This is a genomic window from Variovorax sp. PCZ-1, assembly GCF_018413605.1.
Lineage (GTDB): Bacteria > Pseudomonadota > Gammaproteobacteria > Burkholderiales > Burkholderiaceae_C > JANMDU01.
Window position 1 is genome coordinate 1054354 of the sequence record NZ_JAHCDN010000001.1, and the last position, 24020, is coordinate 1078373.

22 protein-coding genes, 1 tRNA gene and 1 riboswitch are annotated in these 24020 nt (G+C 55.9%); of the genes, 13 read left to right on the forward strand and 10 right to left on the reverse strand.

Annotated features, from left to right (window positions below):
• Positions 1 to 11 precede the first annotated feature (11 nt).
• From lon to KIH26_RS05200, 5 genes are all read right to left on the reverse strand, one after another.
• Positions 12 to 2450, reverse strand: a complete 2439-nt coding sequence (lon, locus tag KIH26_RS05180) for an endopeptidase La (protein ID WP_213443104.1) — start codon at positions 2448 to 2450, stop codon at positions 12 to 14.
• Positions 2451 to 2499: 49 nt separating this feature from the next.
• Complete coding sequence (clpX, locus tag KIH26_RS05185) at positions 2500 to 3765, reverse strand: ATP-dependent Clp protease ATP-binding subunit ClpX (RefSeq protein WP_213443106.1); 1266 nt, start codon at positions 3763 to 3765, stop codon at positions 2500 to 2502.
• A 105-nt stretch (positions 3766 to 3870) separates the two neighbouring features.
• A complete protein-coding gene (gene clpP / locus KIH26_RS05190) occupies positions 3871 to 4452 on the reverse strand; it encodes an ATP-dependent Clp endopeptidase proteolytic subunit ClpP (protein ID WP_213444689.1) in 582 nt (193 codons plus the stop codon).
• Positions 4453 to 4671: 219 nt separating this feature from the next.
• The gene (gene tig, locus KIH26_RS05195; protein ID WP_213443108.1) at positions 4672 to 5985 is read right to left on the reverse strand and encodes a trigger factor; all 1314 of its coding nucleotides are present in this window, start codon (positions 5983 to 5985) and stop codon (positions 4672 to 4674) included.
• Positions 5986 to 6026: 41 nt separating this feature from the next.
• Positions 6027 to 6113: transfer RNA gene (locus tag KIH26_RS05200), tRNA-Leu, on the reverse strand.
• Between the two features lie 133 nt (positions 6114 to 6246).
• Between KIH26_RS05200 and KIH26_RS05205 the strand changes: the two genes are divergently transcribed.
• Positions 6247 to 6930: a retropepsin-like aspartic protease family protein gene (locus tag KIH26_RS05205; RefSeq protein ID WP_213443110.1), complete on the forward strand. Its 684-nt coding sequence runs from the start codon at positions 6247 to 6249 to the stop codon at positions 6928 to 6930.
• Between the two features lie 59 nt (positions 6931 to 6989).
• Here the strand turns inward: KIH26_RS05205 and plsY are convergent, their stop codons facing one another.
• Positions 6990 to 7616: a glycerol-3-phosphate 1-O-acyltransferase PlsY gene (gene plsY, locus KIH26_RS05210; protein WP_213443112.1), complete on the reverse strand. Its 627-nt coding sequence runs from the start codon at positions 7614 to 7616 to the stop codon at positions 6990 to 6992.
• 52 nt (positions 7617 to 7668) lie between these two features.
• Positions 7669 to 8346: an aminoacyl-tRNA hydrolase gene (pth, locus tag KIH26_RS05215; RefSeq protein ID WP_213443114.1), complete on the reverse strand. Its 678-nt coding sequence runs from the start codon at positions 8344 to 8346 to the stop codon at positions 7669 to 7671.
• A gap of 59 nt (positions 8347 to 8405) precedes the next feature.
• Between pth and KIH26_RS05220 the strand changes: the two genes are divergently transcribed.
• On the forward strand, positions 8406 to 9707 hold the full coding sequence (locus KIH26_RS05220; protein ID WP_213443116.1) for a glycoside hydrolase family protein: 1302 nt from the start codon (positions 8406 to 8408) through the stop codon (positions 9705 to 9707).
• A 223-nt stretch (positions 9708 to 9930) separates the two neighbouring features.
• Here KIH26_RS05220 and KIH26_RS05225 read toward each other — a convergent pair whose 3' ends face one another.
• Positions 9931 to 11559, reverse strand: a complete 1629-nt coding sequence (locus KIH26_RS05225) for a M20/M25/M40 family metallo-hydrolase (protein ID WP_213443118.1) — start codon at positions 11557 to 11559, stop codon at positions 9931 to 9933.
• Between the two features lie 134 nt (positions 11560 to 11693).
• Here KIH26_RS05225 and KIH26_RS05230 point away from each other — a divergent pair, with 134 nt between their 5' ends.
• Both KIH26_RS05230 and tilS read left to right on the forward strand, forming a co-directional pair.
• Positions 11694 to 12674 (forward strand): acetyl-CoA carboxylase carboxyltransferase subunit alpha, encoded by a 981-nt coding sequence (locus tag KIH26_RS05230; protein ID WP_213443119.1) that lies wholly within the window; start codon positions 11694 to 11696, stop codon positions 12672 to 12674.
• Positions 12675 to 12682: 8 nt separating this feature from the next.
• Positions 12683 to 13705, forward strand: coding sequence for a tRNA lysidine(34) synthetase TilS (gene tilS, locus KIH26_RS05235; RefSeq protein ID WP_213444691.1), 1023 nt, complete (start codon positions 12683 to 12685; stop codon positions 13703 to 13705).
• Here the strand turns inward: tilS and KIH26_RS05240 are convergent.
• Positions 13702 to 14034 (reverse strand): cell division protein ZapA, encoded by a 333-nt coding sequence (locus KIH26_RS05240; protein WP_213443121.1) that lies wholly within the window; start codon positions 14032 to 14034, stop codon positions 13702 to 13704. The genes tilS and KIH26_RS05240 overlap by 4 nt on opposite strands.
• Entirely contained in the window at positions 14031 to 14270 is a 240-nt protein-coding gene (locus KIH26_RS05245) for a cell division protein ZapB (RefSeq protein ID WP_249660963.1), read from the reverse strand. Before KIH26_RS05245 ends, KIH26_RS05240 begins: the two co-directional genes overlap by 4 nt.
• Positions 14271 to 14411: 141 nt before the next feature.
• Positions 14412 to 14647: riboswitch (cobalamin riboswitch) on the forward strand.
• Between the two features lie 77 nt (positions 14648 to 14724).
• Here KIH26_RS05245 and KIH26_RS05250 point away from each other — a divergent pair.
• From KIH26_RS05250 to KIH26_RS05290, 9 genes are read left to right on the forward strand one after another with little or no spacing between them, the layout of a single operon-like run.
• A complete protein-coding gene (locus KIH26_RS05250; RefSeq protein ID WP_213443123.1) occupies positions 14725 to 16560 on the forward strand; it encodes a TonB-dependent receptor domain-containing protein in 1836 nt (611 codons plus the stop codon).
• 14 nt (positions 16561 to 16574) lie between these two features.
• Positions 16575 to 17156: a bifunctional adenosylcobinamide kinase/adenosylcobinamide-phosphate guanylyltransferase gene (locus KIH26_RS05255; RefSeq protein WP_213443125.1), complete on the forward strand. Its 582-nt coding sequence runs from the start codon at positions 16575 to 16577 to the stop codon at positions 17154 to 17156.
• A gap of 2 nt (positions 17157 to 17158) precedes the next feature.
• Positions 17159 to 18058, forward strand: a complete 900-nt coding sequence (locus tag KIH26_RS05260; protein ID WP_503005056.1) for an ABC transporter substrate-binding protein — start codon at positions 17159 to 17161, stop codon at positions 18056 to 18058.
• Complete coding sequence (locus tag KIH26_RS05265; protein ID WP_249660965.1) at positions 18055 to 19164, forward strand: FecCD family ABC transporter permease; 1110 nt, start codon at positions 18055 to 18057, stop codon at positions 19162 to 19164. The genes KIH26_RS05260 and KIH26_RS05265 overlap by 4 nt, the downstream gene beginning before the upstream one ends.
• Positions 19165 to 19174: 10 nt before the next feature.
• Positions 19175 to 19963, forward strand: a complete 789-nt coding sequence (locus KIH26_RS05270) for an ABC transporter ATP-binding protein (protein ID WP_213443127.1) — start codon at positions 19175 to 19177, stop codon at positions 19961 to 19963.
• Positions 19953 to 20534, forward strand: a complete 582-nt coding sequence (cobO, locus tag KIH26_RS05275) for a cob(I)yrinic acid a,c-diamide adenosyltransferase (RefSeq protein WP_213443129.1) — start codon at positions 19953 to 19955, stop codon at positions 20532 to 20534. Before KIH26_RS05270 ends, cobO begins: the two co-directional genes overlap by 11 nt.
• A gap of 3 nt (positions 20535 to 20537) precedes the next feature.
• The gene (cbiB, locus tag KIH26_RS05280; RefSeq protein WP_349627846.1) at positions 20538 to 21500 is read left to right on the forward strand and encodes an adenosylcobinamide-phosphate synthase CbiB; all 963 of its coding nucleotides are present in this window, start codon (positions 20538 to 20540) and stop codon (positions 21498 to 21500) included.
• A complete protein-coding gene (locus KIH26_RS05285; protein ID WP_213443131.1) occupies positions 21497 to 22495 on the forward strand; it encodes an aminotransferase class I/II-fold pyridoxal phosphate-dependent enzyme in 999 nt (332 codons plus the stop codon). Before cbiB ends, KIH26_RS05285 begins: the two co-directional genes overlap by 4 nt.
• Positions 22492 to 23946: a cobyric acid synthase gene (locus KIH26_RS05290; protein WP_213443133.1), complete on the forward strand. Its 1455-nt coding sequence runs from the start codon at positions 22492 to 22494 to the stop codon at positions 23944 to 23946. Before KIH26_RS05285 ends, KIH26_RS05290 begins: the two co-directional genes overlap by 4 nt.
• Positions 23947 to 24020 lie beyond the last annotated feature (74 nt).

Sequence of the window (24020 nt, forward strand, 5' to 3'; positions counted from 1 at the left end):
AGCAGCAAAATTTAGTGTTTTACAAGCTTCGCTTTTTTTACTGTTTTTTCTGTGGCGCTCGCTGCAGCAACCACGTTCACAGGAGCAGCTTCTTCGTCAGTGAGTGCGACAGGCGCGTGCTCCAGCGCGGCTTGTAAGACCTGATCAATCCATTTCACAGGAATGATCTCCATGCCGTTTTTTACATTCTCAGGAATGTCAGCGAGGTCTTTCACATTTTCTTCAGGGATCAAGACTGTTTTGATACCGCCGCGCAAAGCCGCAAGCAGCTTTTCTTTCAAACCGCCAATCGCTGTGACTTCGCCGCGCAGCGTGATCTCTCCCGTCATCGCGACTGAGGCTTTCACGGGGATGCCGGTGAGGGCAGACACAATCGCTGTCGTCATCGCAATACCTGCACTCGGGCCATCTTTCGGCGTTGCGCCATCTGGCACATGGATGTGAACGTCGCGCTTCTCAAAGAGTTCATCCTTGATGCCCAAGCGACGAGCGCGTGAGCGCACCACGGTGCGTGCGGCTTCCACGGATTCTTTCATCACATCACCGAGTGAGCCGGTGCGCGTGGTGTTGCCTTTGCCTGGCATGGTGGCGGCTTCGATGGTGAGCAGATCACCACCGACTTCCGTCCAAGCGAGGCCGACCACTTGGCCAACCTGATTGCTTTGCTCAGCGAGACCATAGGTGAATTTGCGCACCCCGACAAAATCATTCAGATTCGCTGCAGTGACTTTAACTTGGCCTTCGTATTTTTTCAGCAAAATGCCCTTGACGACCTTGCGGCAAATTTTGGAAAGCTCGCGCTCCAGCGAGCGCACACCCGCCTCACGCGTGTAGTAGCGCACGAGATCGCGCACGGCATCTTCTTGCACATCCAGCTCGCTGGCTTTCACGCCATTGTTTTCCAATTGCTTCGGTAAAAGATAGCGCAGCGCAATATTGGTTTTCTCGTCTTCGGTGTAGCCCGAGAGGCGAATCACTTCCATACGATCCAGAAGAGCGGGGGGAATATTCATCGAATTCGATGTAGCGACAAACATCACATCGCTCAAATCAAAATCGACATCAACGTAGTGATCGCTGAAGGTGTGATTCTGCTCAGGATCAAGCACCTCGAGCAAAGCGCTGGATGGATCGCCGCGCATGTCTTGCCCCATCTTGTCGATCTCATCGAGCAGGAAGAGGGGATTGCGCGCACCCACTTTCGTGAGGCTTTGCAAAATCTTGCCAGGCAGGGCACCGATATAGGTGCGGCGATGGCCGCGAATCTCGGCCTCATCGCGCATACCACCCAAGGCCATGCGCACATATTTGCGACCTGTGGCTTTGGCAATGGATTGACCGAGCGATGTTTTACCTACGCCAGGCGGGCCGACCAAACAAAGGATGGGCGCTTTTACCTTGTCTACACGCTGCTGCACAGCAAGATATTCAAGGATACGGTCTTTGACTTTATCGAGGCCGAAGTGATCAGCATTGAGCACGCCTTCGGCATTGGGCAGATCGTGCTTGATCTTCGTCTTCTTTGCCCAAGGCAGGCCGACGAGCACGTCGATGTAGTTGCGCACCACGGTCGCTTCGGCTGACATGGGAGACATGAGTTTGAGTTTCTTCAGCTCGGCATCGGCCTTCTTGCGCGCTTCTTGCGGCATCTTGGCGGCTTTGATCTTTTTCTCGATCTCTTCGATATCCGCGCCTTCTTCGCCTTCGCCCAGCTCTTTTTGAATGGCCTTGACTTGCTCATTCAAATAGAAATCGCGCTGATTCTTTTCCATCTGGCGCTTGACGCGGCTGCGGATTTTCTTATCGACGTTGAGAATTTCAACTTCGCGCTCGAGCTGTTCAAACACATTCTCCAAACGCGCCTTCACATCCATCAGCTCCAGCACGGTTTGCTTGTTCTCTAATTTCAGCGGTGTGTGCGCAGCAATCGTGTCTGCCAAGCGGCCTGCATCGTCGATGCTGGCAATGGATGTGAGGATTTCGGGAGGAATCTTTTTGTTGAGCTTGACGTATTGATCAAACTGGCCCACCACGGCACGACGCACGGCTTCAATAGCAGTGAGGCTATCTGCTGTCGGCGCTTCGCCGTTGTGCGGCGTGACGTTGGCATGGAAATGCGCTTCGCCTTCGGTAATTTGGTTGACCGTAGCGCGTTGCTGGCCTTCGACCAAGACCTTCACCGTCCCATCAGGCAGCTTGAGCATTTGCAAAATCGTGGAGACGCAGCCGACGCCGAACATGTCTTCTACAACGGGCTCATCCTTGGCCGCAGCTTTCTGCGCCACCAGCATGATGCGGCGATCCGATTCCATCGCTGCTTCAAGCGCTTTGATGCTCTTGGTGCGCCCCACGAAGAGCGGGATCACCATGTGCGGGAAGACGACCACATCGCGCAGAGGCAAGAGGGGTAGATCCAGAGGATCAGAGGGCAGGGGGGTGGCACCAGACATGGCTTCTCACTTCACAAAAATCAATCCGTTGCCCGGTGCGGCAGGCGCATCAGGCTTTTTTGGCTTCTTCCCGATACACGAGCAATGGCGGCTTGGCTTCGTCAATCGTGGACTCATCCACCACCACTTTGGCCACATTGTTCACATCGGGCAATTCAAACATGGTGTCGATCAGCGCGGCTTCAAGGATGGAACGCAGGCCACGTGCACCGGTTTTGCGGCTCATGGCTTTGCGGGCAATGGCTTTTAGAGCATTAGGGCGCACTTCCAGTTCAGCACCTTCCATGGCGAGCAGCTTGGCGTATTGCTTGATCACGGCATTCTTAGGCTCGGTGAGGATTTGCGTGAGCGCTTCTTCGCCCAGCTCATCCAGCGTGGCGATCACGGGCAGGCGGCCAATCAGCTCTGGGATCAGGCCGAATTTGATCAAATCCTCAGGCTCAATTTCTTTGAACGTCTCAGTCAAGCTGCGCTGCTTTTTGCTCTTCACAGATGCGCCAAAGCCAATACCACCGGCTTCTTGCCGCGCTTCCACGACCTTCTCCAAGCCTTGGAATGCACCGCCGCAGATGAAGAGGATGTTGGTCGTATCCACCTGCAGAAAGTCTTGATTCGGATGCTTGCGCCCGCCTTGTGGGGGCACGCCAGCCATCGTGCCTTCGACGAGCTTGAGCAGCGCTTGTTGCACGCCTTCACCGCTGACATCGCGGGTGATGGAGGGGTTATCAGACTTGCGAGAAATCTTGTCGATCTCGTCGATATACACAATGCCTTGCTGCGCTTTTTCAACGTCGTAGTTACACGCTTGCAGCAGCTTGGAGATGATGTTTTCAACGTCTTCACCCACGTAGCCCGCTTCCGTCAATGTGGTGGCATCGGCCATCACGAAGGGCACGTTGAGCATGCGGGCGAGGGTTTGCGCTAGATAGGTTTTGCCGGAGCCTGTAGGGCCGATGAGCAAGATGTTGGTCTTTGTTAATTCAACATCGTCCTTTTTGGCTTTTTCTTTATGGCGCAGGCGCTTGTAGTGGTTGTACACCGCCACTGCCAAAGCACGCTTGGCCTGCAATTGGCCGATCACATAAGTGTCGAGGTGTTGCTTGATTTCCAGCGGTGTGGGCAGATCATTTTTTGCAGCTTTTTCCAGCTCGGGGATGACTTCATCGCGAATGATGTCATTGCACAAATCAATACACTCATCGCAAATGAAGACCGAAGGGCCTGCGATGAGTTTCTTGACTTCGTGCTGGCTCTTGCCGCAAAAAGAGCAGTACAGCGTTTTTTCGCTGGAGGAGGTGCCTTTACGGTCTGCCATGAAAGAGTCCTGAGTCTTGCCAAAATGGGCTAGACCTAATGATACCGCTTGCAAATCCTGTTTCGAGCACAGTTACCTTTTTGATAGCTAGGACAATACCGGTGCTCAGCTTGGACGCTTAGCGATCACTTGATCGACCAAACCGTATTCCTTGGCTTCTTGGGCAGAGAGCCAATAATCGCGCTCAACATCGCGTGCGATTTTTTCAACAGGTTGGCCGGTTTGGTCGGCGTAAATTTTGTTGAGCAGCTCGCGGGTTTTGAGGATCTCGCGTGCGGAGATTTCAATATCGCTGGCCATGCCACGCGCGCCGCCGGAGGGTTGATGCATCATGATGCTCGCGTTCGGCAGGGCGATACGCTTGCCTTTGGCGCCGGCCATCAGGAGGAAGGAGCCCATGCTAGCGGCCATGCCGGTGCACAACGTGGATACATCGGGCTTGATGAAGTTCATCGTGTCGTAAATACCGAGGCCTGCGCTCACAGAGCCGCCAGGGGAGTTGATGTAGAGAAACACATCTTTATCGGGATTCTCGCTCTCTAAGAAGAGCATTTGCGCCACGACGAGATTGGCCATGTAATCTTCCACGGGGCCGACCAAGAAAATGATGCGCTCTTTCAAGAGGCGTGAATAAATGTCGTAAGCGCGCTCACCACGGCCAGACTGCTCGATCACCATGGGCACCATGCCGAGGGCTTGGGCGGGCTCAAAGGTGGATTCTGCGAAGCGATCTAGGCGGCGCTGGGCGCTGGCGCTGATGGGGTCTTGAGCTGAGAGCGGATTGAAGTATGGATTCATGGCTTGGTGTTCCTTGCTATGCTTACTGTAGCGCAAAATGGCGGTAAAAATAAAAATGGGGCTTACATCGCCAGATGCAAGCCCCATTGTGTCGATTTTTAAGCAGGATTACTGCTGACCCATCAGCTCGTCAAATTCAACAGCCTTGGCAGTGACTTTAGCCTTGGAGAGCACGAAGTCGGTCACGTTGTTTTCAATGATGACCGCTTCCACTTCAGCCAAACGCTGACGATCGCTCTGATACCAGCGGATCACATCGGCTGGCTTTTCATACGATGCAGCCATTTCTTCGATGTGAGCTTTGATCTGCTCGGGCTTGGCACCCAGATCATTGGCCTTGACCAATTCAGCCACGACGAGACCGAGGCGCACGCGGCGCTCGGCTTGTGGGCGGAAGATGTCGTCTGGGATTGGGGCTTTGTCGGCGTCTTTGATGCCACGCTGTTTCAAATCTGCGCGGGCAGCCTCGCCCATACGATCCAATTCGGATTGCACGATGCTCTGGGGCAGATCGAGCTCAGCCTTGGCAATCAGCGCATCCATCACGGCAGCTTTGTTTTTAGCGATCAAGCGGAATTTCACTTCACGCTCAAGATTCTTCTTGATGTCTGCGCGCAGGCCAGCGATGGAGCTATCAGCAATGCCCAGAGACTTGGCAAAAGCTTCGTTCACTTCAGGCAGGTGCTGGGCTTCGAGCTTTTTCACAGTCACGAGGAAGTCGGCTGTTTTGCCAGCGACATCCGCGCCATGGTAATCGGCAGGGAAGGCGAGGGGGAAAGTCTTGCTTTCGCCCAGTTTCATGCCGCGCACTGCAGCATCGAACTCTTTGAGCATCTGGCCTTCGCCAACCATGAAAGCGAAATCTTCGGCTTTGCCGCCTTCAAAAGGCTCGCCATCAATCTTGCCGACGAAATCCACCGTCACGCGATCACCTTCAGCCACGCCATCCGTTGCACCGCGCTGGGCGAAGGTGCGGCGCTGTTTGCGCAGGATTTCTACGGTGCGGTCAATCGCTGCGTCAGACACTTCAGCGGTGGTCTTCTCAACTTCCGCTGTAGACAGATCGCCAATTTTGACTTCTGGATAGACTTCAAACACGGCATCAAAATTCATCTGACCTTCATCAGCCTTGGCTTCTGACTCAGAAATTTTTGGCATACCCGCCACTCGCAATTGCGCTTCGTTGGCGGCTGTGGAGAAAGCCTCACCCACTTTGTCGTTGATCACTTCGTAATGCACGCTGTAGCCGTAGCGCTGCGTAACGATGCTCATCGGCACTTTGCCTGGGCGGAAGCCGTCAATCTTCACTTGGCGAGAGAGTTTGCGCAGGCGCGACTCCACTTCGGTTTGAATGGTGGCCACAGGCAGCGACAAGGTGATCTTGCGCTCAAGCTTTTCAAGGGTTTCAACGGCGACGGCCATGATCAATCCAATCTCTTAACAAATACTTAAAACAAAAATTCTGGTGCGCGGGGGGGGACTCGAACCCCCACAGTGTTGCCACCGTCAGGACCTAAACCTGGTGCGTCTACCAATTTCGCCACCCGCGCGGTTTATCTCACTCGCGCCTCCGGTGAACCGGCTACGCAATCAATTGGTAACCCAGCATTTTAACCTGCGTTCTTCAGCCTGAGTGTTTGCCCATGCTCACAAGGCTCACAAAAAGCTTCACAATGCTTGGCTATGCATATCAGCTCTCCAGCCCATGGCCGTTCTCGTCTTCGCGGGGCGAAAAACGCTCTTATTTCCATAGCACTCTGCGCAGTGTGGATAACGGCGAGTGCTCAAAAAGTCGCTTTATCTGGCGTGATGGGCAGCAAAGGCCTGTTGGTGATTGATGGCGCAGCGCCCAAGCTGCTCGGCGCAGGCGAGACGCATGCGGGCGTGAAGCTGATCAGCGCCTCGGGTGATCAGGCCGTGCTAGAGATTGGCGGCAAGCGCGCAAATCTTCGCGTGGGCGATGCGCCTGTGAGCTTGGGTGGGGGTACGGGCGCAGGGGGTGGCAACAAAATCACCTTGTCCATGGGCTCTGGCGGGCATTTCATGGCCAACGGCACGATCAATGGCCGCGCGATTCAGTTCATGGTCGATACGGGCGCAACTTCCGTGGCTATCGGCATCAACGATGCGCAGCGCATGGGCATTGATTATCAAAAGGGCCAGCCTGTGCGCATGAACACAGCCAATGGCGTCGCGCAAGGCTGGCGTGTGATGCTCAATTCTGTACGCGTGGGTGATGTGGAGATTTACGATGTGGAGGCTGTGGTGGGGCCCAACATGCCTTTTGCGCTGCTGGGCAATTCATTCCTCAGCCGCTTCTCGATGAACCGCAGCAGTGATGTGATGGTGCTGGAGCGGCGCTTCTAGATGCTATTTATTTGGTAGCACTTCGCGCAGGATCGTAGCCGGCGATCGGCTGATTTCTCTTATTTTTTCTCGCCCAATCTTGGCTCTTTGCCTTCTAGCAAGCGATTGATATTGTCTTTATGGCGGATCGCCAAAATCAGCGCCATCACGAAGAGAGAAAGCATCACGGCCTTGGAGCTGTACCAAGGGCCGCGATCACCAAGCAGGTAGAAAAACGGCGCAAAAGCTGCGGCCACCATCGAAGCGAGTGAGACCCAGCGGAAGAAGAAAAGCAAGATAGCAAAGCTGGCAAGCACGCCGAGACCGAGCAACCAGTGAATGCCGAAGACAACACCAGCAGCTGTGGCTACGCCTTTGCCGCCTTTGAATTTGAAGAAGACTGGCCAGACGTGGCCGAGAAAAGCAGCAAGAGCGACGAGAGCCAGAGTGCCATCGCCGAGTCCAAATTCTTTACCGAAGAGCTGAACGAGGATCACTGGCACAAAGCCTTTGAGTGCATCAAGCAGCAGAGTGATGATGGCCGCTTTTTTGGAGCCCGAGCGCAGCACATTCGTGGCGCCTGGGTTTTTGCTGCCGTAGGTGCGTGGATCGGAGAGGCCGAATGCTTTGCTCACAATCACGGCAAAGCTGAGAGAGCCAATGAGGTAAGCGAGCAAGGCGGCGAGGGCGGGATACAGAACTTCCAAAACAGTCTCCAGAGGGGATTTTTATCGTATTTTAGGCCATTGGCCGGCGTACTTATTGCGCGGAATGCTCACTTTTTGATAGTGTCAGGGGTGATGCGGTCGTGGCAGATGGTGCAGCAGCAGGCGCAGATCCGGGCGTTGAGCGTGGTGGCTTGGGGCGCGGTGCTTTCGCGGTATGCACGATCTGCGTGGCTTTCTCCATATCCCCATTCAAGAAATGCGGCACAGCTTTGATGCCGCGTGCAATCGTCTCATCAATCAAACTGCGCTGTTCAGCCATCGGCTTCTTCAGCACCCAAGAGAGCACCTCAGATTTCACGCCCGGATGCCCAATGCCAATGCGCAGCCGCCAATAATCCGCACCCATCTGCGCCGTGATGTCGCGCAAGCCGTTGTGCGTCGAGCTACCGCCTTTTTTGACTTTCGCTTCACCGGGCACGACATCCAACTCGTCATATGCCACCAAGATTTCTTCCGGCTTGATCTTGTAAAACCGCGCCAGCGCCGCCACAGATTTGCCCGAGAGATTCATGAAGGTCTGCGGTTGCAGCAGCCATACATTGCCACCGCCTTGCGAGGTGCGCGCCACCAGCCCGTGATAAGCCTTCTCCATCGTGAGATTGGCCTTCCACTGCCGCGCGAGCTCATCCACAAACCAAAACCCCGCGTTATGCCGCGTCGCCTCATATTCCGAGCCGGGGTTGCCAAGTCCTACAAACAGTTTGATCATGGGCACAATTATCCATGCTGAACTTCTCTGCCAGGCTGCCACTCTGAAACACCATCGCCATGCTTGAATTGAACCGCCGCCAAAGCATCCAAGCCATGAGCTCGCTGGTCGCCATGGCAGCGAGTTCGCGCACTTTGCATGCTGTGGCGCAACCAGCGAACAAAGCCGCGCTAGAAGCTAGCCTCTCAGCCGCGCTGGCCAAGCAAGATGCGCAGGCGATTCGCGAGGCTGTGGCTGAGATGAATCGCTTTCTAGGCGATAAGGCCGGTGTGCCTGAAGTACCCGATCAATTCGTGCCGATTCCGCGCAATGGGCGCTGGCTCACGGCGGATGAAGCTGCTGCGGGCTTTGAGCCGCTGCTGAGCCAAATTGAGCGCTATCGCTGGTGGAAGATTGGGCTTGATCCTGCACAGCTTGGCTCTGCTTTACGCGAGCCAGCAGCTGTGGTCTCAGGCTGCATTGCGGCTGGCCGCGCCAAGCTCAAAGGCTCAGAGCGCGGTTTGTCTCTTGCGCGAGAGGCTGCGGATTTTCTGCTCTGGGCGCAGGCGCGCGGCGGCACGGGGGTGTTTCCGTTCCCGGCTTCGCGCAGCAAATCTGGTTCAGCGGCTTTTCAGTCGGCAGAGCGGCAGTTGAAAGCTGCTGAGCGAGAAGGGCGCTTGCAAGAGATGCTGAGCAACGGCTGGGCGATCAACGATCTGGGTTCAGGCGGCTTGCAGTTTGACAACGGCGAATGCGGCGTGGCCATGCTCGATATCTATGCATTCACGCAAGAGAAAAAGTATTTGGATTCCGCGCGCACCGCAGCCGATTGGGCGCTTACCCGCCCGATGGTGACGAATTGGAATTTCAACAGCTTCAGCGTCTATCTCCTCGTGCGCATGCACCGCGCCACTGGCGAGGCGAAATATCTGCAAGCCGCCGCCAGCAAAGCCCTGCTCGGCGTGATCCCCGGCCAGCTCACGCAAGGCGCGCGCGCAGGCCGCTGGCTCGATGCCCACAACGCCAAACCCACCTACCATTACATCATGCTGCGCAGCCTGGCAGAGCTGGCGATTGCCATGCCCAGCAGCCACGCAGTTCGCCCGCAAGTGATGGCCGCATTTCGCAGCGGTCTGAAGGCGCGCAACCCAGATTTCATCACCCAAGGCGCACCCAACAAAGACAAAGCCATGGAAACCCTGCTCATCGTGAACCGCGCGTTTGCTGGCGATATAGAGTTTTTGAAAGACACGCAATCCACGGAGGCGCTGGATGCTTTGGCCAAGCTTGTCTCAGCGCAAGCGCGGCGAGGCAATCTGCCGATGGGGGCAAGCGAGTGGGGGCATTTCTTGGAATATGTGGCTTCTGGGATGAAAAAGTAAGCGATTTGAGCGGTTCGCCGGCGTATTTACTGCGTGGAGTGCTACGAAGTTTATAGTAGAGCAATAATTGGGGTCAGAGCAAAATTTCGGCTGTGCGTTGTTTCGCTTCGGAAAAAGCTTCGTCCTGAATTTTGATCTGACCCCAGTTTTTGCTATATTTTTAATAGCTCTCTGCGCAATCAATACGCCGGCAAACTGCTCAAAACGCTTTAAATCCTGAGTATCAATTGCCCACCAAGCGAATCATCTCCGCCACCATCGCCAGTCTGCGCGGGATGCGGTCAATCAAAATGTATTCTTCTTGATCAGAGTGGTAGTTGCCGCCGGGCAGGCCCATGTTTTCTATGACGGGTTTGCCGGATTGGGCGGCCCAGGCGGCGTCTGTGGCGCCATAGGTGCGGGGGATGAAATCGAGTTGGCCGCCGAGTTGGGTGTAGATGGTTTTGGCCAGTTGAGCCATTTGTTTGCCTTGTTCGTTGGGCACAAAGGGCGGGAAGCCGATGCCGTCTTGCACATCGAGCCGCGAGCTTGAGAATTTCTTTTTGTCGAAGAGGGCGCGGGTGTGTTTGGAGAGTTGCTCGAAGGTGGGCATATCGGCCACGCGTACGTCGGCAGTGGCTGTCGCATCGGGCAAGCCGTCTGTTTTGATGGTGCGGCCGGCTGTTGCGGTGGCTGTGATTAAAGCGCCTTGCACCTGCGCTTGTGTGGCGGTGGCGATGAGTTTGGCTTCCAAGACTTTGAGATCGAGCGATTTCGGCGCGGCGATTTCTAACGCGGCGTTAGCGCGGTCTGGAATGATGTTGCCGACCAATCCGCCGCCGGCTCTGCGCCATTGGCGTAGTATTTTGGAGTCGGCTCCTTGAGCCTCCGTGCCCGCTTGTGCATCGAGCAATGCAGAGACTCTCGCCACGAGATGCGCCATCTCCACCACAGCGTTCACGCCCAAATGTGGGTTCACGCCCGCATGCGAGGCTTTGCCGGTGATTTGGAATTCGAGGCTGGCGAATTGCAGATCGGCGGCGGGGAGTTTGTCCATCAAATCGGGTGTTTCAGCGCGGGCAATCGTCCAGTTCATGCGGGTGTTTTGAACTTGACTTGGCGTGTCTTTCGTGCGCAGAATCACATCGGCCATTTCTTCGATGGGGCGGTCTGCAAGGGTGAGGCGCGTGGCGGCCACTTTCACTTGCGTGCGACCCGCGCCTGCTGTACCCATGACGATGACTTCTTGATCGCCTGTGCCTTCGCCGGAGAGCACGGCATCATGCTCGCTGGCGAGGCGGCGAATCGTGTCGCGCGAGCCGATGGAGCCGCGCTCTTCGTCGGAGTTGAACAGCATCGTGATCTGCGCGTAGTCGGTGTAGCCACGTGCTTTTAAAATTTTCATCACATGCAGGAAGACGGCGATACCGCCTTTGTCGTCTGCGATGCCGGGGGCGATAGCTTTGTTGCCATCGATGCGGAAGGGGCGGGTGGCGGCTGTGCCGGCGGGGTAGACCGTATCCATATGGGCGATGAGCAGGAGTTTTTTCTTGCCTGTGCCTTTGAAGGTGATTTTGAGATTGGGGCCGACGATGCCGTTGGCAGGTGTGAGGCGCTCAGTTACGCCGCCCAGTTCTTTTGACATCGCTTCAATCGTGCTGGCTACGCCATCCATGCCAACAGCCTGACCTGTGCCGCTGTCAAAGCTGGTGAGTTTTTTGAGGGTGTCTAAAACCAGTGGGGCTTCTTGGGTGGCCAGCGGGAGGATGGCTGCGTCGAGCGCTGGCGCACTTTGCGCATGAAGGCCGGGCACAGCCAATGAGATGAGGCCGGCGGCCAAGAGCTCGCGGCGAAGTACGGATGGTGTTTGCATTTTGTCTCCTCGTTTGAGAGCCATTCTACTGATGGAAAGCACAGTTCACATGTGTAAAAAATGCCCAAACGGGTTTACACTCGACCTCGATTCGCTGGTGTACATGTGCACCTCACAGAACGAAGGAGAAGAAGTTGGGCAAACGCGTATTTCTGGATTTTGAGCAGCCTATTGCAGAGCTGGAAGGCAAGATTGATGAGCTGCGCTATGTGCAGGGCGAGAGCGCTGTAGACATCTCAGAAGAGATCGACAACCTCGCCAAGAAGAGCCAGCAGCTCACCAAAGACATTTACAGCCAGCTCTCGCCTTGGCAGATCACGAAGATCGCGCGGCATACCGAGCGGCCTTACACCATGGATTATGTGAACGAGATCTTTACCGATTTCGTGGAGATGCATGGTGATCGGCATTTTGCAGACGATCAATCCATCGTGGGCGGCTTAGCGCGATTCAACGGCCATGCATGCATCGTGCTTGGCCATCAAAAAGGTCGCGATGTGAAAGAGCGCAGCTTGCGTAACTTTGGCATGAGCCGGCCTGAGGGCTATCGCAAAGCGCTGCGCTTGATGAAAACTGCAGAGAAATTCAAGCTGCCGGTGTTCACTCTCGTTGATACGCCTGGCGCTTTCCCCGGCATTGACGCAGAAGAGCGTGGTCAGAGCGAAGCCATTGGCCGCAATATTTACGAGATGGCGCAACTGGAAGTGCCGATCATCTCCACCATCATCGGCGAAGGCGGCTCAGGCGGCGCGCTGGCGATTGCGGTGGCTGATCAAGTGCTGATGATGCAATATTCGGTGTATTCGGTGATCTCGCCCGAAGGCTGCGCCGGTATTTTGTGGAAGACTTCGGATCGCGCGCAAGATGCCGCAGAAGCCATGGGTATCACGGCACATCGCTTGAAGGCTCTGGGCTTGATCGACAAAATTGTGAGCGAGCCTGTAGGCGGCGCGCATCGGGATCACAAGCAGGCCGCTGCCTTCTTGAAACGCGCCTTGACCGACGCTTATCGTCAAGTGGCTGATTTGAAAGTGAAAGAGCTGCTGGACAAGCGCTACGAGAAGCTGCAAGGCTTTGGCAAGTTCACAGACACGAAGGCTGACGCGAAGGCGTGACCTCGAACATGGGCAAGATGCTTGGCTTGCCACCTCCTTATATCGTTGCTTACAGCGGCGGAGCTGATTCGACGGCTTTGCTCTTGATTGCACTTGAGGCTGCTCCGGGCAAGGTGAGCGCTGTGCATGTGCATCATGGTTTGCAGGCGGCTGCGGACGATTTTGCGGCGCACTGTGAGGCGTTTTGCGCAGAGCGCGGTGTGCCACTCACGGTGCTTCGCGTGAATGCAAAAGCGGCTGCGGGGCAGAGCCCAGAGGATGCGGCCAGGCGTGCGCGGTATGCAGCTATTTCCGAGCATATTTTTAGGCAAAAACACCTTATCTCCGGCGTAGAATATGCGCAGAGTGCTACTGAATTGATAGTGAATCAACCGACGGTGTTACTCGCACAACATGCGGATGATCAGGTGGAAACACTGCTGCTGGCACTCTCGCGTGGCGCGGGTGTGGATGGGTTGGCGGGGATGGCCGCTGAGTTTGAGCGTTATGGCGTGCAATGGGCGCGGCCATTTCTTAGCCTAGAGAGTTTCATGGGCGCGCAGCAGATTCGCGCATGGCTTGCGGAGCGTGGCCTTGAAGCGCGGCAGCCTGGCAGCGGAAATCTGGGGCAGGGCTGGGTGGAAGATCCGACGAATCAAAGCCTCGATTTCACGCGAAATCGCATTCGCGCAAAGCTCTTGCCTGCATTGCAGCAAGTGTTCCCGCAGTACCGCGAAACCTTTGCTCGTTCAGCGCGAAATATGGCTCAGGCCGGCGAATTGCTTGCGCAAGCAGCTATGGATTTGGTAGCAAATGTGGGCATGCCGCCGCAGATCAAAGCATTGCAAACTTTGTCGCGAGTAGCTCAGGCGAACTATTTGCGCCATTGGCTTAAATCGCAGCACGGCTCACAAGGCTCAGAGGCGCAGATGAATGAATTGCTGGATCAAATCGCCGCATGCACGACGCGTGGCCATCAGATTCGCATCAAGGTAGCGCAGGGGTATGTTCTGCGTGACGGCGACAAATTGAAGTTCGAGACGCCGAATTAAAGCAGCTGTCCGTCGCTCGTGAGCAGGGCTTGATCGAGTTTGCCAATGAGTGAAGACAGGCGCGCATCAGGGCCATAGTTCATTGCAGGAGAAGCTGCGATAGGCGCTGCAGCAGCAACGGCAGCAACAGGCATCGCATCCGTCTCAAATGCCAAATTGAGCGCAGCCAGCACCGCGATGCGATCACGCGCTTTCACCTTGCCTGCATCGCGAATGCGGCACATAGCGGTATCGACTTTTTCTACGGCCGTGAGCAAGCGCTGTTCGCCGCCTTCGGGGGCAGCAAGCAAATAGCTTTGCCCCATGATTTGTACTTCGAGTTGTTTCATGATGCACTCTGCTCAGCAGGTTGTTCGGGCAAGCGCTCGATCAGCGCATCAATGCGAGAGCGCGCAGCGGCGAGACGCGATTTGAGTGTGTCTCGCTCGTGGCTTAGCGCATCAAGCTGCTCTTGTAGCAAAGCATTGGTGCGTGTGAGTTCTTCATGGCGCAAGAGCAAGCGCTCGGTGCGCTCGATCACGGCATCGATCTGCGCAGACATGTGTGCATCTGGAGCGTCTTGCATGGTAAAGCTTTGTTTTGAAGAATTTGCTATCAAAAACTAACGTAAGTCATTGATTTTAGGCTGAGTTTTCAGTTTTTTGCAAGCGCCATAAACGCAATATGTGCGCCCCGAGATGGTGCAGTGTCATTTTGACAACGCGCAGATTACAATTACACCGTTGGTGCTCGCGGCGCAATTCTGCGCAGCAGTTCAACGGGAAGCGGAAGAGTCTGCAAGGATTCGAGCCCGCGCTGCCCCCGCAACGGTGAATGGACGGTTTGATTCTTACGAAGAAAACCCGCTTGCTAAACCGAGTCACTGAGCATGCAAATGCTTGGGAAGGCTCTAGCAGGTCGCAATCCATCAGCCCGGATACCGGCCAACAAGGCGATGCGAATGCCCTCGGACAAGCGCATCACATTCGTCCACGTCAGCGGGGAAGCTGACACCGGACATGCTTTGTTCTTTCCTATCTATGAAAAACTTTTCTTTCGCGCAGCGCGGTATCGCTCTGGCCTGCGCTGCTGCATGCGCATCTTTCTCAGCTCAATCTCTTGCGCAAAACGCGCCCGAACTCAAGCCTGTTGTTGTCACGGCCAATCGCGTGGAGACGCGCACAGATGAGTTGGTCAGCGATGTGGCGGTGATCACTCGCGAGCAGATTGAGCGCAGCACAGCGCAAACAGTACCTGAGTTGCTGGCGCGCCAAGCAGGTGTGCAATTTTCTTCTAACGGTGGTTTGGGCAAGAGCGCCAGCGTGTTTATTCGCGGCGCAGAATCGCGCCATACTTTGCTGTTAATCGACGGCGTGCGCTATGGCTCAGCCACCACGGGCGCGCCCGTATGGGAGGGCATTCCGCTGGAGATGATCGAGCGGATTGAAGTGCTCAAAGGCCCAGCTTCGGCCATATACGGCAGCGAAGCAGTGGGCGGCGTGGTGCAGATTTTTACCAAGCAAGGCAAAACAGGTTTTCATCCCAGCGCCTCGATCAGCTTGGGTAGCCGAGACTATGGGCAAGCAACTGCGGCTTTATCTGGTGGCACGACTGATTTGACGTATCACATTGGCATACAGCACACAAAAGATGGTGGCTTTTCTACCACCAATTCCAAAGTTGCTTTTGGCAATTTCAATGCGGATACCGATGATTTCCGACAGACAGCGCTGAACGCTTCTTTGAAATACAAGCTCAATGCACAGTGGTCTATTGATGCACGCGTGCTCGGCTCTTCAGGGCTCTCGCGCTTTGATGATGGCGCTGGCGCGGATACGCGCAATGATTTGGACACACGGCAGTATGCCTTGGGCGTAGCAGGGAAGATTTTGCCGGCGTGGACAACACGCCTGAGCTATGCCAGCAGCGAAGACAGCTCGGTGCAATTGGCCTCGGCGAGCAGCTTCGTGACGATCCCTTCCAAATTCGCCACGCAGCAAAAGCAATTGACTTGGACTAACGAGATCAAAACGCCTTGGGGCTTGGTCAACCTGGGTGCAGAGCAGCTCAACCAAAAAGTGAACAGCACGACAGCCTACACCGTGACCCGCCGCACCATCAACTCGCTGTATATCGGTATCCATGGCAGCGCAGGCGCGCACACTTGGCAAGCGAATCTGAGACAAGATCGCAACTCGCAGTTTGGCAGCAGCAGCACACATTTCCTGGGGTATGGCTTTGAACTCAGCCCTCAGTGGCGTTTGCATGCATCGCACGGCACCTCTTTTGTGGCACCTTCTTTCAACCAGCTGTATTTCCCGAGTTTTGGCAATGCTGCACTGCAGCCTGAAAAAGGTCGCAATACCGATTTGGGCATCAGCTATACCCAAGCTGGCCATAGCGTGAAGCTCGTGCGCTTTGACAACAACATCCGTGGCTTCATCACGAACACCACTCTGCCCACCAATATTCCACGCGCCAGCATCGAGGGTTGGACGCTGGGTTATGAGGGCCAACTGCAAGCTTGGCGTTTAACCGCTTCCATTGACAGCATGGATCCTCGCAATGAGCTGACAGGCAAAATTTTGCCTCGTCGCAGCAAAACCCAAATGCAATTGGGCGCAAGCTACGACATGCCTACTTGGTCTGCCGGCGCGAACCTGCTTAAGGTGGGCGATCGCTTTGAAAACACCACGAACACGCAACTCTTGGCGGGTTACACCACACTGGATCTGCATGCCAGTTATCAGCTGAGTAAGGAATGGGCGCTGAGTGGGAAGATCAACAATGTGACCGACCGCAAATACGAAACCGCTCTGGGCTACAACCAGCCTGGTCGTGGCGTGTTTGTCAGTTTGCGCTACGCACCCAAGTAAGGGATGATGGAGTCATGCGCGAGCTGATTCTCGGTGGACAAAAAAGTGGCAAAAGCCGCTTGGCTGAAGACAGGGCAAGAGCATGGCTTGCGCAATCCCCAACAAACAAAGCGCTTGTGATCGCAACAGGGCTGGCGTATGACGATGAAATGCGCCAGCGCATTGCGCGGCATCAGGCAGATCGGCGGGCGAGACTGCCTGCTCTGCGTTGCGTGGAGGAGCCTGTGCAGCTGGGGGCAGCTTTGCACGTGCATTCAGATGCACAGACTTTGGTGGTGATCGATTGCCTCACGATGTGGCTGACCAATCTTCTGATGCCAGCTCCTGATACTTTTTTAAAGCAAAAAGACCATATTGACGGCGTGGAATCTGCGCAAAGTGCTATGAATTTTGTAGTATCACTCGAGCATGCTTTGAAGCAAGCCAGTGGCCCAGTTGTGATGGTGAGCAATGAAATTGGTCTTGGTGTGATCCCGCTGGGGCGCGAGGTGCGGCAGTTTGTAGACGAGCTGGGTAAGCTCAATCAGGCGCTCGCTGCGCAGTGTGAGCGCGTCACGCTCATGGCCGCTGGCTGCGCTTTGCCACTGAAAGGATGAGCATGAACAAAAGCTTGAGACAGATGCAGCGCTGGATGTTGGTGTGCTTGGCTGCTTTCAATCTATGCGCGCCAGTCGCGTCTAAGGCTACGCCATTTGAGATTGAAGACGATCTGGGCACCAAGCTTCGTTCTGAAAAAGTGCCCGAGCGCGTGGTGAGCCTGTTGCCATCGCTCACCGAGACGATTTGCGCTTTGGGGCATTGCAATAGATTGGTCGGTGTGGATCGTTACTCCAACTGGCCGCAGCAAGTGACTAAGCTGCCGCAAGTCGGTGGTGGGATCGATCCGAATATTGAAGCGATTGTGGCCTTGCGCCCCGATGTGGTGGTGATGGCCAGCTCTTCGCGTGGGCGGGATCGCTTGGCTGCGCTCGGCGTTCGCGTGCTCGCGCTAGAGCCCAAGACGCACACCGATGTGCAGCGCGTGATCGGCAAGCTGGGCACTCTCATGCAGGAGCAAGATGCGCAGCGCCTGTGGCGCACGATTGATGCGGGTGTGAGCGCGGCAGCGCAAGCTTTGCCTGCAGCGGTGCGCAAACAGCGGGTGTATATCGAGGTCAATCGCGCACCCTACGCCGCAGGGCCAGGCTCCTTTGTGGGCGAGACGCTAGCTCGCCTAGGCGCGCAAAATATCATTGACACGAAACTGGGGCCTTTTCCCAAGATCAACCCGGAGTTGGTGGTGCGCGCCAATCCAGATGTGATCATGGTGGGTGATACGGAAAGTGTGAGCTTGGCACAGCGGCCAGGCTGGGGCAGTATTGCCGCGATTCGCTCACAATCGGTGTGTTATTTTCCGCGCGAGCAATCAGAGGTGCTGGTGCGACCTGGTCCCCGCATGGCAGAGGGCGCGCGCATCATGGCAGATTGTTTGCTCAAGACTTTAGCCAAGAAGCCATGAAACTTGTCTCTTCGCCCATGCGCCTGAGCTTGAGCCTTCTGGCTTTGAGTGCGTTACTGATGCTGCTGGGCCTGTGTGTGGGCAGTGCAGGGTTCGAAAATTTATTGCGGCAGTGGTGGCAGGGCTCGCCGCAAGATCAGGCCTTAGCGGGGCAGTTGATCTGGGAGATTCGGCTACCGCGCACGCTGGGCGCTTGGGCTGCAGGGGCTCTGCTGGGCTTGGCCGGTGCTGTGGCGCAGGGCATGTTTCGCAACCCGCTGGCCGATCCTTATTTGCTGGGCAGCTCAGCGGGGGCTGCATTGGGTGTGGCGCTGATGCTGGTGATGCTTGGCGGTGCAGCGGGCATGCTCTCGGGCGCGGTGGAGCCGGGCAGTTGGCAGGCTTGGCTTCAAGCTGCCGGGCGCAAGGGTGCAGGTTTGCAATCAGGCAATGCCTGGCTCAAGCTGGGGCTCACGGGCGCGGCATTTGTGGGGGCGACAGCGGGGGTGATGCTGACCTTGGTGTTGGCGCGCGGTGTGCAGCACACACTGCGTTTGCTGCTTGCGGGCGTCATTGTGGGCGTGTTGCTGGGCGCAGCCACTTCGCTGATCTTGCTGCTCTCACCGGATTCTTTGCAGGCGATGCAAACTTTTTTATTGGGCTCAACGGGTTTTGTGGGCTGGTCTGCCAGCGCGATCATGTTGGCGGTGTGGCTGCCATGCACGGCGCTGGCTTGGGGTTTAGCGCGTGCGCTGGATGCGCTGAGCTTGGGGCAGAGTACGGCACAGAGCTTGGGGCTGCCTTTGCAGCAAGTGCGTATTGCCTTGGTGGCGGTGCTGGCATTGGCCACGGGTACAGCTGTGGCGCAAACGGGTTTGATCGCTTTTGTAGGGCTGGCTGCGCCGCACATGGTGCGCGCACTCATTCGCTGCACGCATGGGCCGCTGCTGTGGTGCGCATCTCTCATGGGCGCGGTGTTGTTGTGCACGGCTGATTTGGCTGCGCGATGGTTGATCGCCCCGCAGGAGCTGCCGGTGGGTGCGCTGACGGCGGTACTTGGCGGCTTGTATTTGCTGCGCTTAATGCACGCGAAGTCAGGTGGCTTGTCTTCCACATCCGTGTCTTGAGATGCTCACTATGAAAAACATAGCACTTCGCGCAGATTCATTGCGAGCAAGCATAGAAAAAACGCTGATATTGCCAGGCATCAGCGTGCAGTTCACAGCCGGCTGTTGGACCAGTGTGGTCGGGCCCAATGGTGCGGGCAAATCCACCTTGCTCAAAGCTTTGTGCGGCCTGCTGCCCAGCGAAGGAAAGATTGAGTTGCTTGGGCAAGTGCTCGCGCAATGGGATGCGCGCGAGCGTGCTCGGCAGCTGGCTTGGTTGGGGCAAGACAGTGCCTCAGTGGATGAGCTCAGTGTGGCCGATGTGGTGATGCTGGGGCGGCTGCCGCATCAAAGCTGGCTCAGTGTTCCGAGCGAAGAAGATATGAGCGCTGTGCAATGGGCGATGCGCTCTTGTGAAGTGCATGAGTGGCATGCGCGACGCGTAGGCGAGCTCTCGGCGGGCGAGCGCCAGCGCGTGTTGCTGGCGCGGGCGCTGGCTGTGCGCGCTCGCGTGCTGGTGATGGATGAGCCACTGACGAATTTAGATGTGCCGCATCAAGCGCAATGGGTGCAAGTCATGCGCGGTTTGGTGAAGCAGGGCATCACCGTGATCAGCGTGCTGCATGAGTTGCAAGTAGCCTTGATGGCCGATGAAATGCTGATCATGGCGCATGGTCACGCGCAACATCTAGGCGCATGCGACAGCCCTGCAACACATGAAGCACTGCGCCAAGCATTTGATTTGCGCCTGCAAGTGCGCATGCTGGATGGACAAGCGATGGTGTTGATGGATATTAGGAAAGAAACTCATGCAAATTGAAACACCTCCCACCGAAAAACCCTATGACAAACCTGAAGGCGAGCGCCGTGGCCTTGTGATCGTGAACACGGGCGATGGCAAAGGCAAAAGCACAGCCGCTTTTGGCCTTGCCTTGCGCGCCTTTGGGCGAACGCATGTGCATGGCAAAGGCGTGAAGATTTACCAATTCATGAAAGTGCCTACAGCGCGTTTTGGCGAGCACCGTATGTTTGAAAAACTCGGGCTGCCGATAGAAGGTTTGGGCGATGGCTTCAGCTGGAAGAGCCAAGATTTGGAGCACTCCGCTCAATTGGCTCGAGACGGCTGGCTCAAAGCCAAGGCTGCCATCATGAGCGGCGAAAATTTCATGGTCGTGCTCGATGAACTGACCTATCCGCTGATCTATGGCTGGATGCCACTGGATGATGTGCTCGACACTTTGAAGCAGCGCCCCAGCCACGTGCATGTCGTCATCACAGGGCGGCGCTGCCCGCCCGAGATCATTGAGCTGGCAGACACCGTGACAGAGATGACCAAGATCAAGCATGCGTTCAATGCGGGCATTCCCGCGCAGCGCGGCATCGAGGATTGATCTTTGGATACCCTGCCTATGGTCTTATGCGGCGCGCTGTGCGTAGCGCTGCTGCTGGATCATGTGTGGGGTGAGCCGCCTGTGCGCTGGCATCCCGTGGTTTGGATGGGGCGTTATCTCCATGCAGCAGCGGGTTGGTTTGCACCTGTGCAAGACAATGCGCCAGAAACAAAGCGCGTGTTTTGGCAAGGTGCTTTGTATTGGAGTGTTGGTGCGCTGGTGGTTTGTACCATCTTCGTTTTGATAGAGCATTTGGCTCTGCAACTTCCCTGGGCATTGGCTGCTATTTTGCTCGGCTTGGCTCTCAAGCCATTGCTTTCGATGGCGATGCTGTGCAATGAAGTGGCTGCGGTGGAGGAGGCTTTGAGCCTGTCTTTGCAGCTAGGACGAGAGCGCTTGTCGCGCTTAGTGAGCCGGCCCACACAGGATTTATCTGAAACGCAAGTCAGAGAGGCCGCGATTGAAACGCTTGCAGAGAACTTGAATGATTCTGTGGTGTCGCCACTGCTGTGGTTTGTGATCGGTGGTTTGCCAGCGGCTGCACTGTATCGCTTTGCCAATACAGCGGATGCGATGTGGGGCTATCCCGGCATGCACGGCGGGAGAGATTGGCAATGGGCGGGCAAGTGGGCCGCGCGTGCTGATGACGTGCTGAGCTGGCCTGGGGCGAGGCTTACAGCGCTGCTAGTGTGGTGCTGGCATGCCAAAGCCTTTTCCTGGGAAACGCTTCGAGAACAAGCCCGGCAAACACCATCGCCCAACAGCGGATGGCCAATGGCGGCGTTTGCGTTGACTTTAGGTGTTCAGCTGAGCAAGCCGGGCGCCTACACTCTGCATCCGGGTGGGCAAGTGGTGCAGCGAAGGCATCTGGCAGCAGCCATTTCTTTGGCAAGAAAAGTGCTTTTTGCCGGCGTATTGATTGCGCTAGCAGCTATATTTTTAGTAGCAATGTTGAGGCAACAATGAGAATCCACGGTGGTGCAGATGTGCCTTGGGATTTCTCTACCAATGCGAATGCCTTGGGGCCATGCCCTGTCGCTTTACAGGCTGTGTTACAAGCAGATCGGCAGCGCTATCCTGATGCGCGTTACACAGCCTTGATCGAAGCTTTGGCGCAGTGGCATGGCGTTGCACCAGATCGTGTATTGCTGGGTGGCAGTGCCAGTGAGTTGATTATGCGTCTGCATATAGCGTTGCGATTACTTTGCGCTGATCATGCACTGCGCGTTGCTGTGCCTCAACCAGCTTACGGTGATTACGCAGACAGTGCTTTGGCTTGCGGTCATGAAGTGATTGAGCCAAGTTACTCCAAGCCGGTGGATGTGCAATGGCACACCCTGCCAAGCAGCCCGCTAGGGCAGGGCTTATTGGGTGAGGTTCTGACTCAGCAACTGATGCCTCGTACCGCAGTTCACGTGATCGATGCGGCTTATCAGCCTTTGCTGCTCGAAGGGCCATGCTTACCCAAGAGTGCATCAGATACGGCTTGGAGTTTGTGGACACCCAATAAGGCGCTGGGCTTGTGTGGCGTGCGCGGGGCGTATGCGATTTCGCCTGCTGTAGGTTCGCCAAGATGGCAAGCATTAGCCGATCAAATGCGGCAGCTTGAGCCTTCTTGGGTGCTCGGCGCGGAGGGGCAAGCCATGCTGCTGGCTTGGGTGAGTGAGTCAGTGCAAGCTTGGCTCGCAGATTCGCTGGCATCTTTGCGCAAATTGAAAGCGAAGCAGTTGGTCTTGCTTGAAAGCTTGAGGCTAGCCTATCAACCCAGTGTGACGAATTTCTTTGTAGCGCAGCTCTCGCCAGATCCTGTTCAGCAGGCAAAGCTCTTTCATGCGTTGTTGGCAAAAGGAGTGGCTTTGCGTGACACCAGCAGCATGGGCTTACCAGGCTGGGCGCGCATGCGAGTGCACACCGACGCCGCACAATCAGCGTTTTTATCTGCTTGGAAGAGTATCAAATGACAGCCATATGCATCATGGTGCTCGGCACCACCAGTGGCGCTGGCAAAAGCTGGCTCGCGACAGCCCTATGCCGCTACTACCAGCGCCAAGGCCTGCGTGTGGCGCCCTTCAAAGCGCAAAATATGAGTAACAACGCGCGCGTTGTGGCGCGGCCCGATGGCGGTTTGGGTGAGATTGGTAGCGCGCAATATTTTCAGGCGCTAGCTGCTGGCGCGAAGCCCAGTGTGCTGATGAATCCGCTGCTGCTCAAGCCCGAGGCGGATACACATAGCCAGGTCGTGTTGCTTGGCGAGGTTAATCGTGAATTGACGCAAATGCCCTGGCGTGGCCGCAGTGAAAAAGTGTGGCCTGCAATAGCAAAAAGCCTAGATGAGCTCCGCGCCACGCATGATGTGGTGGTGATTGAAGGCGCAGGCTCCCCAGCTGAGATCAATCTGCATGCGAGCGATATCGTGAATATGCGCGTGGCGCGGCATGCCAATGCGCGTTGCTTGCTGATCACCGATATTGATCGCGGCGGCGCTTTTGCACATTTGTATGGCACTTGGGCTTTGTTGCCACAAGAGGAGCAGGCGCTAATCAAGGGTTTTGTGTTGAATAAATTTCGTGGTGATGCATCCTTACTCGCGCCTGCGCCGCAGATGTTGCACGAACTGACCAGTATTCCAGTGATGGCGACCTTACCGATGTGGCGAGAGCACGGCTTGCCAGAAGAAGATGGGGTGTTTGATGACCGCAGTCGCAGTGCAGGCATCATCCACACCACGGTGGCAGTGATGGCTTATCCTCACTTGAGCAATTTAGATGAATTTCAAGCTCTAAAAAATGTACGCGGACTGCGCTTGGTGTGGGCGCGTAGCCCAGCAGATGTGGCAGGCGCTGACTGGATGATTCTGCCTGGCAGCAAAAGCACACGCAGTGATCTGGCTTGGCTGCGTGCGCAAGGTTTGGATCAAAGCATCATCGCACATGCTGCAAAAGGTGGGCATGTGCTGGGCATTTGTGGCGGGTTGCAAATGCTGGGCGAGATGATCTCCGACCCTCTCGGCGCAGAAGGTGCGCCTGGCGAGGTGCATGGCCTAGCATTGCTGCCGATAAGAACAGAATTTTCTTTGCGTAAAGAGCTACGCCACGTGCATCTGCAATTCGGCGCATTTGAAGGGGCATGGCAGTTCTTGTCTGGGTTGCGCGTGAGTGGCTATGAAATTCATATGGGTAACAGCATGGCAGATGATGCGGTTGCTTCAGAATCAGCGCCAGAGCTTTGGCGTAATGCGCAAGGCAATGTGGTCGGTTTGTATTTGCATGGCATGTTTGAAAACTCCTCAGTGATCCAGGCGGCTTTTGCGCAAGCTGGACGCGGTTTAGATGAGGTATTTGAGGAAATGGCAGATTTTGTTTCCCTGCATTTTTCGCACGATGCACTCTCGCAACTGGTCTCTCAGCCCTGAATCCATGCAGACATTGAGCGATTTGAAAGCATCAATTCTGATTCATACGCTGTCAATTAAATTGCAAATCAAGC